This is a genomic window from Candidatus Eisenbacteria bacterium (assembly GCA_016930695.1).
Taxonomy (GTDB): Bacteria; Orphanbacterota; Orphanbacteria; order Orphanbacterales; family Orphanbacteraceae; genus JAFGGD01.
In genome coordinates, this window is the sequence record JAFGGD010000046.1 from 119980 (window position 1) to 138132 (window position 18153).

The following is an 18153-nucleotide window of genomic DNA, read 5'->3' on the forward strand; positions in this document are numbered from 1 at the left end:
CGACCACCCGGAAGAGACGAAGCCTCGATCGCCTGAGGAGAGAGCACCATGTTTCGAATACTGGAAGCCCGGTTCCTGTCCGCCGACGTGAAGCTGTTCCGCATCCGTGCGCCCAAGATCGCCGAGAAGCGGAAGGCGGGGCAGTTCGCGATCCTCCGAGTCACCAAGGAGGGGGAACGGATCCCCCTGACCATCGCCGACTCGGACGCGGCCGAGGGATCGATCACGCTGATCGTGCAGGGCGTCGGAAAAACCACCAAGATGCTGAACTCCCTCGAGACGGGCGATTTTCTGGCCGACCTGGCCGGCCCTCTCGGCACGCCCTCCCACATCGAGAACTTCGGAACCGCCGTCAGCATCGGCGGCGGTGTGGGAACCGCCATCGCTTTTCCGACGGCGAAGGCGCTCAAGGAGGCGGGGAACCACACCATCGCCATCATCGGCGGCCGGACCAAGGAGTTGGTCATTCTCGAGGACGAGTTAAAAGAGATCTGCGACGAGGTCTACCCGACCACCGACGACGGCTCCTACGGATTCCACGGGTTCGTCACCCAGAAACTGCAGGAGCTGATCGACGAGGGACGCAAGATCGACTTCGTCCTCGCCATCGGGCCGATCCCGATGATGCAGGCCGTCGCCGAGGTGACCCGCCCCCACCGCATCCACACCGTGGTCAGCCTCAACCCGATCATGGTGGACGGCACCGGCATGTGCGGCGGCTGCCGGGTGATGGTCGGGAACGAGACCAAATTCGCGTGCGTGGACGGCCCCGAGTTCGACGGCCACGAGGTCGACTTCGATCTGCTGACGCGTCGCAACAAATCGTACCTCGGTTTCGAGCGGGACCGCCGCGAGGAACTCGACCACCTCGACCGATGCCGATTGGAGGAGAAGATCGCCGAGCTGCGCCGGGAAGGGGAACGGGAAGAGAAGGCGCGCGAAGGGGAGGGCCGCTAGATGGGCGAGCAGCTGAGCAAGAAGGAACGGATGGCCATCCCCCGCCAGAAGATGCGGGAGCAGCCCGCCGAGAAGCGGGTCACCAACTTCACCGAGGTGAACCTCGGCCTCGAGGCGGAGGTGGCGATGCGGGAGGCGCAGCGCTGCCTTCAGTGCAAGAAGCCGCCCTGCGTGGAAGGGTGCCCGGTGAGCATCAACATCCCCGGCTTCATCGAGCTGGTCGCCGAGGGGCGCTTCGATGAGGCGGCCAAGCTGATCAAGAAGGACAACTCCCTGCCGGCGGTCTGCGGCCGCGTCTGTCCCCAGGAGGAGCAGTGCGAGTCGCGTTGTGTGCTCGGCAAGAAGGGGGACCCGGTGGCGATCGGCTATCTGGAGCGTTTTGTCGCCGACTACGAGCGCGAGAAAGGCCTCATGAAGGCGGACCCGCCCGAGAAGAAAACCGGCAAGCGGATCGCCATCGTCGGCAGCGGGCCGGCGGGGCTCTCCTGCGCCACCGACCTCGCCCGGATGGGACACGAGGTGACCGTGTTCGAAGCGCTCCATGAGCTGGGCGGCGTGCTCGTGTACGGCATCCCCGAGTTCCGCCTCCCCAAGGAGATCGTTCGGAAAGAGATCGAGCAACTCCGGAAGATGGGCGTCCGGTTCCTGACGAACTCCGTGGTGGGGATGACCGACACGATCGAGGAACTGATGGAGAAGGAAGGCTTCGATGCCGTCTTCATCGGCGTCGGCGCCGGTCTCCCGCGGTTCATGAACGTGCCCGGCGAGAACCTGATCGGCGTTTACTCGGCCAACGAGTTCCTCACTCGTGTCAACCTGATGAAGGCGTACCAGGAGGAATCGGACACCCCCGTCTTCGACGTGAAGGGGAAGAACGTGGCCGTCTTCGGCGGCGGCAACACCGCCATGGACGCGGTCCGCACCTCCCTCCGTCTGGGCGCCGCCAACGCCTGGATCATGTACCGGCGCTCCGACAAGGAGATGCCCGCACGAGTAGAGGAGATCCACCACGCCAAGGAGGAGGGGGTCCAGTTCCTCCTGCTCACCAACCCGATCAAGTTCGTCGGCGACGAGAAGGGCTGGATCAAGAAGGTCGTGCTGCAGAAGATGGAACTGGGAGAGCCGGACGCGAGCGGCCGGCGGCGTCCCGTCCCGATCGAGGGGAGCGAGTACGAGCTGGACGTGAACGTGGCGGTCGTGGCGATCGGCAACAGCCCGAACCCGCTCATCCAGAAGACCTCGCCGCAAATCGAGCACACCCGATGGGGGACGATCGTCGCGGACGAGGAAACGGGACGAACCACCAAGCCGGGCGTCTTCGCCGGCGGCGACATCATCTCGGGCGGCGCCACGGTGATTCTCGCCATGGGAGCGGGCCGGCGCGCCGCCCGTTCCATCGAGGAGTATCTCCGCACCGGCGTCTGGGAGACCGCGCCGGGCGGGGGGGGCGCTTTCTCCTGATACCCGCCCCCGCGCATCGACCGCGATTCCGCCCCGCCGGCGCCGTCCGGCGGGGTTTTTCGTCTCTCCTTGACCACCTTCCTCCCGCTTGGGAGAATCGCCGCACGGGGCGGACCAATCCTCACTCCACGCCTCCCGGTGCGGGGTCGCCGGTTTCCGCGCGGCGCCGGAGAGCCCGCGGTACTCCGCGCCGCGTGGCCCGGGGGAGGATCGCGGGCGCCGGGCACGTCTTTGCATTATCTTATTTTTCTTGCGCGGGGGGCGGCCGGCACCTCGCGGCGGCCGCCGCGGACCCGTGGGAAGCGGGAAGGGAGCGCCGGGGCCACCGGTAACGACCAAAAGGGGGGCGAACCGTGATCGTTGGAGTTCCGAAGGAGACCTTCCCGGGCGAAAACCGGACCGCCCTGATCCCGGCGAACATTCCCACCCTCGGAAAGTACGGGATCGAGGTCTTGATCGAGAGTGGGGCGGGCGTGGCGGCGGGCTTCCCCGACGACGCCTACCGCGAGAAAGGGGCCCGGATCGCCGGCGAACGGGCGGAGATATTCGGCAAGGCGGACGCGATCGCCCAGGTGCGCGCCGCCGGGGCCAACCCCGAAGCGGGCGGAGCGGATCTCCCCCTTCTGCGCGGCGGCCAGGCGCTGATCGCCTTTCTGGAGCCGCTCGCCGACCCGGAGGCGGCCGAGAAGGTCGCGGGAACGGGCGTTTCCCTCTTCTCCATGGAGATGATCCCGCGGATCACGCGCGCCCAGAGCATGGACGCCTTGAGTTCGATGGCGAACATCGCCGGCTATCTGGCGGTGCTCCTCGGCGCGACGACGCTTCCCAAGTTCTTCCCCATGTTCATGACCGCCGCCGGAACGATCTCCGCCGCCCGGGTGCTGGTGATCGGCGCCGGCGTGGCGGGGCTCCAAGCGATCGCCACCGCGAAGCGGCTCGGCGCGGTGGTGGAGGCGTACGACATCCGCCCGGCGGTGAAGGAACAGATCCAGAGCCTGGGCGCCCGGTTCGTCGAGCTTCCGATGGAGGCGGGGGACGCGGAGGACTCCGGCGGTTACGCCAAGGAGCAGACGGAGGAGCAGAAGCGGAAGCAGGCGGAACTGATGGCGGACCACGTGCGCGCCTCGGACGTGGTGATCACCACCGCGGCGGTGCCGGGGAAGCGCTCCCCGGTGCTGATCCCCGCGTCGGTGGTGGAGGGAATGCAGCCGGGGTCCGTGATCGTGGACATCGCCGCCGAGAAGGGGGGCAACTGCGAGCTGACCGTCCCGGGCGAGACGGTGGTCCGCCACGGCGTGACCATCGTCGGGCCGCTCAACCTCCCCTCGCGGCTCGCCTTTCACGCGAGCCAGATGTACTCGAAGAACATGTCCACGTTCCTCGCCCACCTGACCGAGGAGGGTTCGCTCAGCCTCGACCGGGAGGACGAAATCATCCGGGGCTCCCTCGTGGCGCGGGGGGGAAAAATCGTGCACCCCGCCGTGCTCCAGGCGCTGGGACGGTCCTGAAAGGAGGGGCGGAATCATGATGCTGGTGCCTCTGCTGACCATCTTCGTGCTCGCGATATTCGTCGGTTTCGAGATCATCACCAAGGTACCGCCGACGCTGCACACCCCGCTGATGTCCGGGTCGAACGCCATTTCCGGAATCACCGTGATCGGGGCGATCCTGGCGACCGGCGCCTCCCATGGAACGGCGGCGACGGTGCTCGGTTTCATCGCCCTGGTGTTCGCCGTGATCAACGTGGTGGGCGGTTTCGTCGTGACCAACCGGATGCTCGAGATGTTCCGGAAGAAGGACTGACGCCGTGAGAGAGATCGTGATTCCTCTGGCTTATCTGGTCGCTTCGGTCCTGTTCATCGTCGGGCTGAAGGGATTGACCCATCCCCGGACCGCTGTCCGGGGGAACCGTCTCGGCGCTCTCGGCATGCTCATCGCCGTCGTGGCGGTGCTGTTCGACCGCGCCGTGCTCACCTTTCCCCTGATCCTGATCGGATTCGCCGGCGGCGGCGCGATCGGCGTGGCGCTCGCCCTGCGGGTTCCCATGACCTCCATGCCCCAGCTGGTGGCGGTCTTCAACGGTTTCGGCGGCGCCGCTTCGGCGCTGGTGGTGGGCGCCGAACTGATCGCCGGCCAAGGAAAGGGCGTTTCCTTCGGCATCGCCGCCGGGCTCTCGGGGCTGATCGGCGCGGTCACCTTCACCGGCAGTCTGATCGCCTACGGGAAGCTGCAGGAGATCCTACCCGGAAAAGCGCTCACCTATCCCGGCCACCAGATCGTGAAGATTCTACTGGCCGCCCTCTCCCTCGGCGCGGTCGCGGCGCTCGTGGCGGACCCGGCCGACCCGTCCGCCTTCTGGGTGCTGCTCGCCGCGGCGGGCGCTCTCGGCGTGCTGGCGGTCCTCCCCATCGGCGGAGCGGACATGCCCGTGGTGATCGCCCTCCTGAACTCCTACTCCGGTCTCGCCGCGTCGGCGACCGGCTTCGTCCTCTCCAACAACGTGCTGATCATCGCCGGCTCTCTGGTGGGGGCTTCGGGCATCATCCTCACCATGATCATGTGCAAGGCGATGAACCGCTCTCTGGCGAACGTGCTCTTCGGCACCTGGGGGGGCGGGGAAACGGTCGAGGGGCCGGGCGCGGAGATTTACGAGGGAAAGATCAAGAGCACGTCGGCGGAGGAGCTGGCGATGATTCTGGACGGCGTGTCGAAGGTGGTCATCGTGCCCGGCTACGGGCTCGCGGTGGCGCAGGCGCAGCACGCGGTGCGGGATCTGGCGAACGTGCTCAAGGAGCGGGGCGTGCAGGTGCAGTACGCCATCCACCCCGTCGCGGGACGCATGCCCGGACACATGAACGTGCTTCTCGCCGAGGCGGACGTCCCCTATGAGGAACTGGTGGAGATGGACGTGATCAATCCCCAGTTCGCGCAGACCGACGTATCGCTGATCCTCGGCGCCAACGACGTGGTGAACCCGGTGGCGCGGGACGATCCGAAGAGCCCGATCGCGGGGATGCCGATCCTGGACGTGGACAAATCGCGCACCGTGGTGGTCGTGAAACGGAGCCTCAGCCCGGGATTCGCCGGGATTCCGAACCCGCTCTTCGCGGCGGACAACACGCTGATGTTCTTCGGAGACGCGAAAAAGAACATCCTCGACCTAACCGCGGCGATAAAGGAGAACTAGGCGGAGGAGAAGCAAAACTTCCGCGGAGACGCGGAGGCTCGAAGGAGAGGATTATCGTGAGGGGGGATTGCACTCCCCCCTTTTTCCATGTCTACCGCGAGGGAAGGCGTTTCGTTTTCCGATTTGGATTTCGATTTCGATACCGATAAAGGCACGCTCACCCTCTCCCGCTATCCCCTCCGCCTCCTCTTCGGACGGACGGTGTGATCCTTCGAGGAGAAGGGGCGGGACGGGGGCCCCCACCTCTCGAGGTGCGTGAGAAATGGCCGCGCGAGGTCGCAGTCTTGTGGGAACTCCGTGGCGATCATGAACCCACCCGGGGGGCGGCACGCCCCGGACTCCGAGAGGGATACCCCGTCCGTCCCTCTCCCCCCAACGTGCCCCGAAGGGAGACCGGCGGGGGAAGAAAAGGCACCCTCACCCTCTCCCGTATGCGGGAGAGGGAGAAAACGATATTGATTTCGATTTGGATTTCGATCGCGCTTCGGGTACGGGTGTTCTTCCCTACGGTTGATAGATAAAGTCCCGGAAGGGACTCTCGGCGATTTTATCTCCCTTCTCATCGAAGCCGAGAATCAACCAGTAGTAGAGCCCCTTCGGCTCGAAGATGGCGGCGGCCGGCGGCGGCGTCGCGATGAGGTTTTCAACGACGGCATCCCCGGTGAAGAGCACCGTCTGTTCACGGTCCAACAGCACGAAACGATAGCTCGACGCTCCGGGAAACGAGTTCCACGAGAACGTGCCGGGCACCCCCCGGAAGCCGGGTTTGGGCATGTGCAGCCGGATCCGCCCCGTCGCCGTCATCGCATCCCCCTCCGGCGCCGATTCCACCAACAACGGTTCCCGGGCCGGCTCCGGCTCCTTGGAGATCAATACGGGCTCCGCCCGTTCCTTCGACCCGCCGGCGCAACCAAGCGACGCGAACGACAGAAGCAAGAAAAACAGTACGAAAGCGAGAAAGAACATTCGATTCCGCGTCATGGTTTCCTTCCCGTTATAAGAAAACGCCGACTTCCTTCATCCTGGCCGATTCGGGCTTCCCCGGCCGGCGCGCCTCATTAAGAGGCGGCCTTTCTTGGCCGAATTATAGAACAACGGCGGGGGAATGTGCCATGGCCCGACAGGGAAAACTGCTGATCGAAGACAACCGTCTTCTCGGCGTTTATCAAACCGCGCTCTTCGAATCGGACCTGGTCCGGGTGGGGGCGGCCTTCGTCGATCTGGTCCGGCGGAGGACCTGCCCGGCGGATCGATTCCCGCCGCGGGTCGTGATCGGTTTCGACGCCCGCCCCAGCTCATGGGAACTGCAGAACGCGTTGGTTCGGGGGATCGCCTCCCGCGAGTCGAACGTGGTCCACCTCGGCCTTTCTCCTTCTCCCCTGGTTCTTTTCTCCATGAACCAACTGAAAATGGACGGCGCGGTGATTATCGGAGGCGGCGGTCGACCGACCGAATGGAACGGCGCGCACTTTTACTTGGAAGGACGCGCCTTGCGGGCCGACGACACTCGTGATCTTCTCCGGCGGGCCGCCCGGGTTCCGGAAGCGCCGGTCCTGCCGATGCACGGACGGATCACCTATCTCAACATGATCCCCGATTATCTGCGCCGCATGGAGAAGGAATTCGGGGGTTCGATGGGCGCCGGGATCCGGGTGGTGGCGGCGGGAAACCACGGCGCCGCGTCCCTCATCGCGCCGCACGCCCTTCTCCGGTCGGGCTGCGCCGTTCTCAAACTGGGATGCGTGCTCGGCGTTCACGCGGAACACGCGCGCTCCGACCCGGCGGACCCGTCGACGATCCGCGATCTCGGCTCGGCGGTGCGGGGGTTCAACGCCGATTTCGGCGTCGCTTTCGACGGCGCCGGAGAGCGTATCGCCGTCGTCGACCGCGCCGGCCTGCCGATCCCCGGCGACCACCTGCTGGCCCTCTTCGCCGACGATCTGTGGGGGCGCTCCCCCGGCAGCCCCGTCGCCTGCGACCTCGCCAACGGCGACCTCCTGGAGGAGTGCCTCGACCGCCGGGCCGGGTCGATCCGCTTCGTGCCGCCCGGCCCGTCGTCGATGGACAAGGCGATCCGCACCGACGGCGCGCTGCTCGCCGCCGAATCGGGCGGGCGTTTCTTCTTCGCCGACAGACACCCCGGTTATCCCGACGGCGTTTATGCCGCGCTTCGCCTCGTGGAACTGCTCGCCCGCATTCGCGCCGAGCGGGGCGACCGCGTCCCCCTCGGCAAGATTCTCCCCCGCGGCGAACGGTTTCTCTCGCCCGAAAAAATCGTCGAGTTCTCGGCCGGACGCGCCTTTTTGGACAAGTTCGCCGACCGGCTGCGGGAGCGCGAGGAGAAGGGCGAACCGATCCTCTCGATCCGGGAAGACCACTGCTCGGCGGTCCGTGTCCGCTGCCCGGAGGGATGGGGGGTTCTTCGGCTTCGGCGGGGAGAGCGAACGCTCGGCCTTCGCTACGGCGGCGGCACGGACGAAGGGTTCCAGAGGGCGGGACGCCTGCTTCGCGGAGCGCTTCGGGACACGCTGGAAGAGGCGGGGTGGCAACGCTCCGCCGGAGAAGATGCCCGGGCCGGCGACTCCGTCGAAACCGTCCCGGCCGGCGTCGGAGAAGAAAACCCGCAAGAAAACACCGTGACCCCCGCCTTGGATGTTTAAGATTAAAGGAGCCGAATCACCTTGCCGCCGCATCATCGGAAAACGGCCCCGACGGATCTGCGCCGACTGAGACGGATCGAGAACGCCTATTGGACCCTCTTCGTGGTCCTCCTCGTTCTCCTCTCCGCGACCGTGATCATTCAATACCTCACCGCCGATCCGGGCGAGACGGTCCGCGGCACGGCCGTCTCCGAGGGCGCGCACCGCCGCATCGTCTCGGTCGGGCTCTCCGGCCTGGTCGTGGTTTTCACGCTCTATCTGACCGCCAAGCGGCAGGAGATTCAGCGCCTCAAGAGGAGCCTTTTCGATCAGCGCGCTCTCTCGGAACGGCTGGAGGAGAGGACCGTCGAGATGGAGAACGCGCTGGACGGGCTGCGCCGGGCGAACAGGCTGCGGGACGCTCTCTTCTCCGTCGTCTCCCGGGATGTGCGGGAACCACTGAGCGCGATCCGGAACACATCGGACGGGACGGTGATCCGGCGGGAGACCGAGCGGCTCTCCCGCCTCGTGAGCGACCTTCTCGATCTGTCCGACTTGGATTCGGGACGCGCTTCCTGGTCGCTCTCCGCGCAGGATCCGGCGGCGATTCTCCGCCGGGTGCTCGCCGAAGCGGAGCCCCTCGCGTCGGAAAGGGGAATCTCCCTCCGCCGGATCGTCGAAGAGGACCTACCGGAAATCCTGGTGGACCGGGAACGTTTGGGCCGGGTTCTTTCGCGTCTCGCCGAATCGGCGATTCGCTCTTCCCCGGGCGGAGGATCCGTGGATCTGAGCGTCCATGCGGACGACGACGACGGCATGCTTCATCTCCGCATCCGGAACGACCGCCCGGACTTCTCCGAGGAGGAGAGATCCTCCTTCTTCGCCCTCGCCGAAGGCGACGGCGGCGGGTCGGGCGTCCCCGCGGGCGGCGACGAGATCGGCTTCGCCATCGCCCACCGGGTGGTCCGGCACCTCGGCGGCCGTCTCCTTCTGGAGGCGAAGGAACGGGCGAGGCGCGCGTACGTGATCATCCTCCCGGCGCCGAACCTGGGCCCGCCTCCGCGCCGAGACGCCGGGGAAACCGCGGCCACCGTCTCGCCATAGGCCGCTGGTTCGCTTCGACCCCCTTCTGTTATCCTCCCGGAGGAACGGTTTCACTCTCGCTTCCGGGAGGGCGAAGGGGATGACAAACGATCCGGCGGGATCTCGTGGAGACGGAGGAGCGTCAACCCCCTTCCGGATCCCCTATCCGCGGGCGGTCGCGGCGGCGGCTGTCGTCGCGGCGGTGTTTTTCCTCTACGGCGAAAACCTGCTGCTCGCTCTCGTCGGCCACGACACCTACCCGATCATTCTCAGCGCGCGAATCGAGAACGCCGCCGACGCGATCGGCACGTTCACCGAAGAACTGATGGACGGCCGCTACACGCAGGGGCGTTTCTACCGGCCCGTGTTGAACCTGTCCTTCGCCGCCGACCACGCACTCTACGATCTGCGGGCGTGGGGTTTCCACCTGACCGACCTCCTGATCCTCTCCGGCTGCGCGATCCTGTTGGGGGCGCTCGGCGGCGGAGGCTCGGGACGGCGTTTCGGCGCGGCGGGGATCGCGGCGGCCCTCTTCTTCGTCGTTCATCCCGTACATCTGAACATACTGCCCGTCGCGGCGCGCCGGGGGGACACGCTATCCCTCCTCTTTCTCGCCGGAGCCCTCCTCGCCGGGCGACGGCGGGGCCGGGCGGGTCCGTGGGTCGCCGGCGCCCTGGCGCTCCTCTCCGTGGGCGCCAAGGAGGTGGGGATCCTCGCGCCCGTTCTCCTCTTTCTGGACCGCGTTCTCGAGCCGAAGGAGGGAGGGCGGAACCGGTGGGCGAGGGGGGCGATCACCGCGGCTCCCGCGGCCGGGGCGATCCTCCTCTTCCTCGCCGCGCGAAGCGCCGCGCTCGGCGGCCTGGGGGGCCACGCATCCCTCACGCCCCTCTCCTTTCTCGGCCACTCCTGGCTGATCTTCCCCGAGTTTCAGCGCTCCACCTTTTACCCGATCCCCTTCCTCTCCTCCCTCCTGGCGGGACACACGGCCCGGGGGGCGGCGACGATTCTCCTTCTCCTTCTCACGGCGGTCCTCTTCCGGCGATCGCCGCGGAGAAACACGGCGGTGCTCGCCTGGTGCTGGATGATTCTCGGTTGGCTGGTGCACGGGCTCTCCCTCGCCGTCTCCCCCTGGTACGCGCTTCACACCGTCGCCCCCTTCGCGCTCCTCACCGGGCTCTGCATCGAAGAGGCGTGGGAGGCGTTCCGGCGGGGCGGACCGGCGGCGCGGGTCGCGGGCGCTCTCGCCGCCGCGACCGTTCTTCTTCTCTTTGTCGTGAATCTGAAGAGCGCTCCCCCCTTCGAGTTCCACCCGGAGTGGCGCGACGCGAGCCGCCGGACCCGCCTCTTTCTGGGCGACCTGGATCGGAGGCTGGCCGAAACGCCGGACGGCGGAACGATCACGATGACCGACCTGCCCCACCTTTCCCGATACCGGAAGGGATCGCCGATTTTTCTGGTGGCGGCGCTGACCGACTACACCGTCCAAGCCTACGCGGAACTCGTTCATCCGGACAGGAAGGTCCGCGTTTCCTTTCCCCGACCCGACGTCCCCCCCGCCGCGCCGGACGAGGTCCTCGTGCTCGTATCCCCGAGGAGATGAATTTGCATAGCGACGACCCTTTCGGCCGCATCGATTACCGGCGCTTCGTCTCCTGGGAAAACCGGATCCGCAGGGAGATGCCTTTTTTGCTCCACCTCTTCGGCGACGGCTCGAAAGGAGCGCGGCTGCTCGACGTGGGCTGCGGCACAGGCGAACACGCGCGGGCACTCTCGGAGCGGGGCTTCCGCGTCATCGGCCTGGACCGCTCCACCGGAATGCTCGACAAGGCGCGGGGCGCCTATCCGGAGATCCCCTTCGTCCGGGGAAGCATGGACCGGCTCCCCGTCCGCGGCGGCGGGATTCTCGGCGGCGCCTACTGCTTGGGGAACACCCTCGTCAATCTGGCCGAGGACGACGGCTATCAACGGCTCTTCCGGGACCTTCGCGATCTCCTCCGGCCGGGCGCGCCGCTGCTCATCCAGATCCTGAACTACAGGCGCATTCTCGAGAAGGAGGTGCGCCACCTGCCGCTCAATTTTCGCCGCACCGACTCGGGGAACGAGATCCTCTTCCTCCGCGTGATGGACAGAATCGATGAGAGACGGATCCGTTTCGAGGTGCTCACCCTCCAGAGGAAACCGCCCTCCGGAGAGACCCGGCTCGTGCGGACCCAATCATCGATCCTGCGGCCCCTTCGCGAAGAGGAGCTGGAACGCTTTCTCCGCGACGCCGGCTTCGAAAAAATCAAACGGTTCGGCGATTACCGCGGCTCCCCCTTCGTCCCCGATTCCTCGCAGGACCTGATCGTGGTCGCGCGCTGACCGGCGCGCCCCCACTTCCGGCGTTGGGTCCGGAGACGGTCTGTTCTATTCTTATTAGGGAAGACGGGGACCGGCGGCCCAGGCGCCGGTGTGTAAGAAGCGTCCGAACCCCGGGGAGGGTTTCTCATGCGATGGAAAGGATGGATCGCCGCCGGGTCGATCCTGCTGGCCGCGGCCGCGCAGGCCTCCGCCGGCTCCGGCACGGTGGTCCTGCTTCACACCAACGACCTGCACGCGCACTTCACGCCCGAGGCGGCGAGCTGGCGGAGCGACAACGCTCCGGTGGGAGGCTTCGAGGCGATCGAGGCGACGATTCTTCGGGAGCGCCGGGCGTCGCCGAACACGCTCTGGCTGGACGCCGGCGATTTCATGACCGGAACGCCCCTCGCCGACATCGAGTACCGGGGCGTTCCCGGCGGGGCGATCGTCGAGTTCTACAACATCGCCGGCCTGGAAGGGATGACCATCGGCAACCACGAGTTCGACGTCTCGCCGGAGGACCAGCGGCGCCTCCTCGACATGGCCCGTTTTCCGGTCTTCGGGGCGAACCTGTTCGACGCGGAGGGCAAACCCTTCACCGGTGAATCTTATCGGGTGTACCCGGTCGGCGACGTCCGGGTCGGCGTGATCGGCATCACCACCGAGGAGCTGGGCGGCTTGCTCGGCGATCCCGGCTATGCGGGGATACGGATCGAGAGCGGCGTGGAAACGCTCCGCCGGATCGTTCCCGAGATCGATCCGGTAACGGACCTGATCGTCGTCCTCTCCCACGAGGGGATCGAGACGGACCGAGTGATCGCCCGTGAGGTCCCCGGCATCGACGTGATCATCGGCGGGCACAGCCACACCCGCCTCGACGAGGGGGAACGGGTCGGCGACGTGTGGATCCTGCAGGCGGGTTGCAACGGACGCTACGTGGGACGGGCGGAGCTGGAGGTGCGGGACGACGCCGTTGCGAGCGCCGATTGCCGCCTCATCACCACCCTCGCCGGCGAGGCCGAGGGGACCGCGCCGGTGCGCGCCCTCGTCGAGGCGTATGAGAAGCGGATCATCGAGGAGTTCGGCGTGGTGATCGCGCAGGCCTCCGCGCATATGGAGCGCAGCTATTACGGTGAGAGCGAGTTGGGCGACTGGCTCGCGGACCGGATGCGGGAGATCGCCGGCGCCGACGTTGCGCTCATCAACAGCGGAGGCATTCGGAAGGACCTGGAGGCCGGACCGATCACCAAGCTGGACATCCGGGAGATGCTCCCCTTCCAGAACTACATGCTCCGTTTCGAATGCACCGGCGCCGATCTTCTCGCCTTCGCGCTCCACAACGCGCGGGCCGAGGCGGAGCAGAGCCACGGCATCGTTCAGATCTCCGGAATCGAATACTCCTACGCGACGGACGAGAAGGGGACCACGCTGCACCGCGTGACCGTGGGGGGCGAGCCGGTCGACCTGGGACGTATCTATTCGGTCGCGTCGGTGGACTACCTCGCCGTGAGCCAACCGGAAAAGTATCTCGGTTTCCTTCCCGGCGAAACGCATCCCTTCCCGGGAACGCTCACCACGCAGGTCACCGCGGCGGTGGAGAAGCTCGGCAGGATCGACCCGCCCCGGGAGGACCGGATCCGGCGGGTCGCGATCGACACTTTCGTACGGCCGGAGGACGAGCGCCGGCGCTGACGCCGGGGGACGGGCTCAGAAACCGCGCCGCTTTTTCCGCGAACGAGAGGGCCGCTTCCCCGAGGAGGCGGCCTTTCTTTTCGTCCGCTTTTCGTAGCGTTCCCGCGCGCCGGTCCGCTCCGGGCGCGGGGCCGGGATCGCGCTTTCGGAGGGAACCGCCTTCGGGCGCGCCGCCGGCCGCCGTGCCGGGAGAGGCGGAGGGGGGGACGGCTCCTCCCGGGCGGGCGCGGGCCGTCGCATCTGCTCCTCCGCGATCTCCGCCGCCTCCTCGTCGCTGAAACGGGCTTCCTTGAAGGGCTCCGCGCCGGGCGTGAAGATCGCGCGGAGATAACTTTCGATATCAACCGTATCCGCGCCCGCCGCGCGCGCCGCTTCGCGCAGTCCGCGGTCGTCGCTCACCACGAACACCCGCCCGAAGCGGCCCGCCGCCCGGCCCGCCTCATAGACGATCCTGTCGTCCGCCTCGGCGGGTGGATCGGTGAAACGGACCAGGAGCGGCTCCTCGTCCCGGTTCCCCGGATGCCCGCCGGAAAAGCGCTTTCCGTCGTAAACGAGGAGCACGCGGACGTCCCCGGCGGCGCGCGCCCAACGAAGAATGACCCTCTCCGCCTCCTCACGGGAAGCGCGGCGGCCGTCGTAGTGCAACAGCTCCGAGAGCCGCCTGCTGTTGAAAATCAGGTTGTAGCCGTCGACGAGGTAGAGCTTCACTTCACGCCTTTCCGCCCGGGTTTTCCCAGGATACCCGATCGATTCCGGCCGAGAAATCCCCGTTTCAATAAAACACAATGCCCCTTTCACACGTCGTTTGATCAGGAGGCTGTCCCGGCCGCCCCACGCCGCCCCGCCGAAACGGCGGCGGTTCCGGCGCGTCCCGAAGACCGGTGATTGCGCAACCGATACCGCACCAACGTCTTGCAACATCGAATCCGCCGGTTTCGAAAGAGTGGGCGGGCCCCTCCGGAGCGGCTAAACTGAAAACGACCCCCGAAGGGACGGAATGAAGGAGGCGAAGGATGCGTCGATCCTCACTCGCCTTTCTCGCTCTCCTCGCGCCCCTGCACCTCGTCCTGCCCGAGAGCGCGCTCGCTGAACCGCATGCTCCCGACCCGGAAGAGATCTCCGGAGCGATCGAGGCGTCCAACCGTTTCGCGCTGGAGTTGTTCCAGGTCGTATCCGACGACTCGGGCAACCTCCTCTTTTCCCCTCTCGGAATCTCCAACATCCTCGGCGTGGTTTACGCCGGCGCGAGAGGCGGCACGCGGGACGAGATGGCGCGAACCTTCCACCTCCCCGACGACCAGGAGGAAACCTACGCCTATGACGTCTATTCGAAACTTCTTTGCCGTATCCAGGACCGCGCGCGGAGGAACGACTGCCGGCTTCTCCTACGTTGCCGGCTCTGGGGCACACCGGAATGCCTTTTTCTTGATGGGTATCTGGCCCGGATCCAAGAACGGCATGGAACGGCGTTTTCGCTGCTCGATCCGGCAGACGATCCGCATGCGGCCGCCGCCGCCTCTTCCGGTCGGACCGCGCAAGACGCCGGAGAGCCGTACCCGGATCTCTTTTCGGAACAGCCCGAGGGAACGCGCCTCGCACTGACCGGCGCGGTCGCGCTCAGCGGAAGCTGGGCCTTCCCCTTCGATGCCGGCGAAACCCGGCGCGCCCCATTCTACGCTCTCGAACAGGTTTCCCCATGGGAGACGCGGGAACGGTCCGTCTTCGTTCCCATGATGCGGCGAACCGGATCGTTCGGCTACGCCCGCCGCGGCAACGTGCAGGTCCTCGAGATCCCCTTCCGCGAACCGACCCTCTCCCTCATCGTCCTCCTTCCGGACCGGACCGAGGATCTGTTCCGGCTGCAGGAAGAGATCGGATCACTGCCCATCGATCGGTGGTGGAACGATCTGGAAAGCACCCAAATGCGGATCGCGCTCCCCCGCTTCCGCCTGACCGGCGAGCCGGACTTGGAGAGGGCTCTTCGCAGGATGGGCGTTTGCTCCGCTTTTTACGAGAACACCGCCGACTTCTCCGGAATGGCCGCGGGGGAACGGCTCTGCCTCGGCCGCCTGAGGCACCTCTGCAGCCTGACTCTGGAGGAGGGGGACGGTGCCGGCGCCGACGAGACGGCGGCGGCGCGGCTCCTTCGCTTCGGCGAGAACCCGGACGGCCCCCCGGAAATGCGTGTGGACCGGCCCTTCCTGTTGCTGGTGCGGGACAACGCGTCCGGAGGGATTCTCGTCCTCGGCCGGGTGATGAACCCGGCCATATAGCGGGGACCGGGTGTGGTCGCCCGGCCCTATCTCATCCCCCAGGAGACGGGGGCTCGAAAGGGCCCCCGCCGTTTTTATTTTAGTCCCTTAATTGTTCCAGTCTTCGCCGGCGAGCATGATCCATAAGAACAGGAATGTCGCCGTCGCCGAAACGGCCGCCGTGAGAAGCAACGATCGCCCTGGGTGCGTGTGGATGACGTTCACATCCGTGATATCGGCAAAGGGATAGCGGGAAGACGGCTTGCCGAGATTTTCCTTTAAGAGAACCGCGTCCGGGCCGATCGATTCCAGTCGGCCGCTCACGCGGTTTCCGTTCGTGAAGGTGAGACTCACGTTCTTTCCCACCGCTTCCGCTTTCACGCAATCCCAGTCGATATCGCCCGCGGCGGATCCGCAGAGAGGCCGGGTCGTCGAGCACCCGTTCCAGACGATCAGAAGACAAAGCGACGCGGCGAGAAATCGCATAGCTACCTTCTCGGACGGTCTAACCGGCCGGGCGGGCGATCAGGATGATCTCCCGCGCGTAGACCGGCGGCGACTCCTGAAAACCGGAGTACTCCTCCTCGACGACGAAACCGGCGAGTTCGAGGAGATGGCGGAGTTCCCAGCGGTAGATCCATCGCAGCTTGAGGGTCTCCTCTTCCCGGCGAAGCGCCTTCCCGTCGGGGTCGAGTTCCGTGAAGCGCCAGCGCTCTTCCACGATCTGCGTGAGGGGATCGGTCTTCCCCTCCGTCACTTCGATACGCACCTTGTTCCCCGAAACCGGATGCCGGACCGTATCCTGTTCCCGCGGCACCCTCCCCACGCCGGGGGCGCACCAGTCGAGCCGTGGGTCGAAGACGTCCAGGATCAGGCTGCCGCCGGGCTCCAGGTGTTCCCGCACGCGCTCCAGGCAGGCGCGCTCGGCTTCGGGCGTGAGGAGAGAGAGAAAGGAGCGGAACGCGAGGATCACCATCCGGAAACGGCGGTCGATGTGGAAATCGGTCATGTCGCCGCTCAGCAAGGTCATCCGCCCGCGCACCGCGGCGGCGTATCGCTCCGCTTTGGCGCGGGCCGCGTCCAGCATCGCCCCGGACCGGTCGAGACCGACCGTCTCCACTCCCGCCTCGGCGAGAGCCCAGGCGATCCGCCCGGTGCCGCAGGCGAGTTCCAACGCCGGTCCCCCCGCGCGGAGGGCGCGCTTTAGATAGAAACCGAGATCCCCCTCGATCGGCGTGCCGCTCCCCTCCGCGGCGTACGCCTCGGTCAGAGTATCGTAGGTCTCCACGTTGAGACCGGGAACGCTGTAGAATGCGGGTCTTTCGCTCATCTCACACCTCTCGCCGACGGGTATTGTCGTCCACGTCCATATTTACCACGGAAACCACGACGACATGGAAGAGATTCGGGGGGGGAAGGAAAGGCACCCTCGCCCTCACCCTCGCCCTCACCCTAACCCTCTCCCGCAATCGGGAGAGGGAAACTGAAAAACCGACTTCGCAGCGTGACCCTCCCTTCCGCCGCCGGGCTCCCTCTCGGGGCCGTCAGGGCTCGCCGAGCACCCACCCTTTCCGGCCCCGCCTTGTCCCCCCGTCCAAACCCATGTAGACTCCTGAGTCTACGCTCCATCCCTCCGGGATCGGCGCCCCCCGAGAGCCCGGCTGACGCGCACCGACCGGCCACAGGCGGAGGAACCATGGCGATTAAGCAGCTGACCGAAGAACAGGTCCGAACCTGGACCCTGAAACAAAAAGATGAATGGTGGCTGAAAAACGTCTATCGGGGAGACATGCCTCAGTTCACCCTCCGGGCGGTGATCTGCGGCATGCTGATCGGCGGGGTCTTGTCGCTCACCAACCTCTACGTCGGCGTCCGAACCGGCTGGACCCTCGGCGTGGGGATCACATCGGTGATCCTCGCCTTCGCCATCTTCAAGGTGCTCGTCCGCATCGGGCTCGGCGACGAATTCACCATTCTCGAAAACAACGTCATGCAGTCCATCGCCTGCGCCGCAGGCTACATGACGGCGCCTCTCATCGCGAGCATCCCCGCCTACATGATCGTGACCGGGAAGGTGATCCCCATGTGGCACACCCTCTGGTGGATCATCGTGGTCGGCTTTCTCGGCGTTCTCTTCGCCTTCCCCCTGAAACGGCGTTTCATCAACGACGAGCAATTCCCCTTCCCCGAGGGACGCGCCGCCGGCGTGGTGCTCGACACGCTTCACAGCCCCGATGCATCGAAGCAGGGAATCCCGCAGGAGAAGCTCCTCCTCGCCTTCGCGCTGATTTCGGGCGCCATCAACCTTGTCCGCGACGGCGAGCTATGGATCGTTCTCGGCCTACGCCGTTTCGGCGAATGGATCAACACCTACTGGCAGCACTGGGAAGACTTCCTTTACAAATTCACCACCCCCGCGGTCCTGGGCACCTCCCTCCGAGATCTGACGATCCGCTTCGACACCGAGATCGTCATGATCGGCGCCGGCGGACTGATGGGGATCCGCACCGGCGTCTCCCTCCTCATCGGCGCGGTGCTCAAC

16 protein-coding genes are annotated in these 18153 nt (G+C 66.4%); 12 read left to right on the forward strand and 4 right to left on the reverse strand.

The features are described 5' to 3' along the window. Positions 1–48: 48 nt before the first annotated feature. The 5 genes from JW958_11665 to JW958_11685 all read left to right on the forward strand — a co-directional run bounded on the left by JW958_11665 (position 49) and on the right by JW958_11685 (position 5605). Entirely contained in the window at positions 49–957 is a 909-nt protein-coding gene (locus JW958_11665) for a sulfide/dihydroorotate dehydrogenase-like FAD/NAD-binding protein (protein MBN1826914.1), read from the forward strand. Beyond that, complete coding sequence (gltA, locus tag JW958_11670; GenBank protein MBN1826915.1) at positions 958–2418, forward strand: NADPH-dependent glutamate synthase; 1461 nt, start codon at positions 958–960, stop codon at positions 2416–2418. A gap of 353 nt (positions 2419–2771) precedes the next feature. Continuing rightward, positions 2772–3926: a Re/Si-specific NAD(P)(+) transhydrogenase subunit alpha gene (locus JW958_11675; GenBank protein MBN1826916.1), complete on the forward strand. Its 1155-nt coding sequence runs from the start codon at positions 2772–2774 to the stop codon at positions 3924–3926. A 16-nt stretch (positions 3927–3942) separates the two neighbouring features. Beyond that, positions 3943–4221 carry an NAD(P) transhydrogenase subunit alpha gene (locus JW958_11680; GenBank protein ID MBN1826917.1) on the forward strand — a complete coding sequence of 93 codons (279 nt, stop codon included), beginning with the start codon at positions 3943–3945 and terminating at the stop codon, positions 4219–4221. A 4-nt stretch (positions 4222–4225) separates the two neighbouring features. Further along, a complete protein-coding gene (locus JW958_11685; GenBank protein ID MBN1826918.1) occupies positions 4226–5605 on the forward strand; it encodes an NAD(P)(+) transhydrogenase (Re/Si-specific) subunit beta in 1380 nt (459 codons plus the stop codon). A gap of 504 nt (positions 5606–6109) precedes the next feature. On the opposite strand, the gene JW958_11690 is transcribed toward JW958_11685, so the two are convergent. Continuing rightward, positions 6110–6586: a hypothetical protein gene (locus JW958_11690; protein MBN1826919.1), complete on the reverse strand. Its 477-nt coding sequence runs from the start codon at positions 6584–6586 to the stop codon at positions 6110–6112. A gap of 131 nt (positions 6587–6717) precedes the next feature. Between JW958_11690 and JW958_11695 the strand changes: the two genes are divergently transcribed. The 5 genes from JW958_11695 to JW958_11715 all read left to right on the forward strand — a co-directional run bounded on the left by JW958_11695 (position 6718) and on the right by JW958_11715 (position 13359). Continuing rightward, positions 6718–8265, forward strand: coding sequence for a hypothetical protein (locus tag JW958_11695; GenBank protein ID MBN1826920.1), 1548 nt, complete (start codon positions 6718–6720; stop codon positions 8263–8265). A 21-nt stretch (positions 8266–8286) separates the two neighbouring features. Next, positions 8287–9348 (forward strand): HAMP domain-containing histidine kinase, encoded by a 1062-nt coding sequence (locus tag JW958_11700; GenBank protein ID MBN1826921.1) that lies wholly within the window; start codon positions 8287–8289, stop codon positions 9346–9348. A 79-nt stretch (positions 9349–9427) separates the two neighbouring features. Beyond that, positions 9428–10927, forward strand: coding sequence for a hypothetical protein (locus JW958_11705; protein ID MBN1826922.1), 1500 nt, complete (start codon positions 9428–9430; stop codon positions 10925–10927). Positions 10928–10929: 2 nt separating this feature from the next. Then, entirely contained in the window at positions 10930–11688 is a 759-nt protein-coding gene (locus JW958_11710; protein ID MBN1826923.1) for a class I SAM-dependent methyltransferase, read from the forward strand. A gap of 126 nt (positions 11689–11814) precedes the next feature. Beyond that, on the forward strand, positions 11815–13359 hold the full coding sequence (locus tag JW958_11715) for a bifunctional metallophosphatase/5'-nucleotidase (GenBank protein ID MBN1826924.1): 1545 nt from the start codon (positions 11815–11817) through the stop codon (positions 13357–13359). 15 nt (positions 13360–13374) lie between these two features. Here the strand turns inward: JW958_11715 and JW958_11720 are convergent, their stop codons facing one another. Next, positions 13375–14067, reverse strand: coding sequence for an NYN domain-containing protein (locus tag JW958_11720; protein ID MBN1826925.1), 693 nt, complete (start codon positions 14065–14067; stop codon positions 13375–13377). A gap of 305 nt (positions 14068–14372) precedes the next feature. Between JW958_11720 and JW958_11725 the strand changes: the two genes are divergently transcribed. Further along, positions 14373–15632 (forward strand): hypothetical protein, encoded by a 1260-nt coding sequence (locus JW958_11725; GenBank protein ID MBN1826926.1) that lies wholly within the window; start codon positions 14373–14375, stop codon positions 15630–15632. 87 nt (positions 15633–15719) lie between these two features. Here JW958_11725 and JW958_11730 read toward each other — a convergent pair whose 3' ends face one another. Then, positions 15720–16097, reverse strand: coding sequence for a hypothetical protein (locus JW958_11730; GenBank protein MBN1826927.1), 378 nt, complete (start codon positions 16095–16097; stop codon positions 15720–15722). A gap of 19 nt (positions 16098–16116) precedes the next feature. Next, complete coding sequence (locus JW958_11735) at positions 16117–16941, reverse strand: class I SAM-dependent methyltransferase (GenBank protein MBN1826928.1); 825 nt, start codon at positions 16939–16941, stop codon at positions 16117–16119. Between the two features lie 366 nt (positions 16942–17307). On the opposite strand from JW958_11735, the gene JW958_11740 reads away from it, so the two are divergent. After that, positions 17308–18153, forward strand: an 846-nt coding sequence (locus tag JW958_11740) for an OPT/YSL family transporter (protein ID MBN1826929.1), incomplete at its 3' end; no start/stop codon positions are given.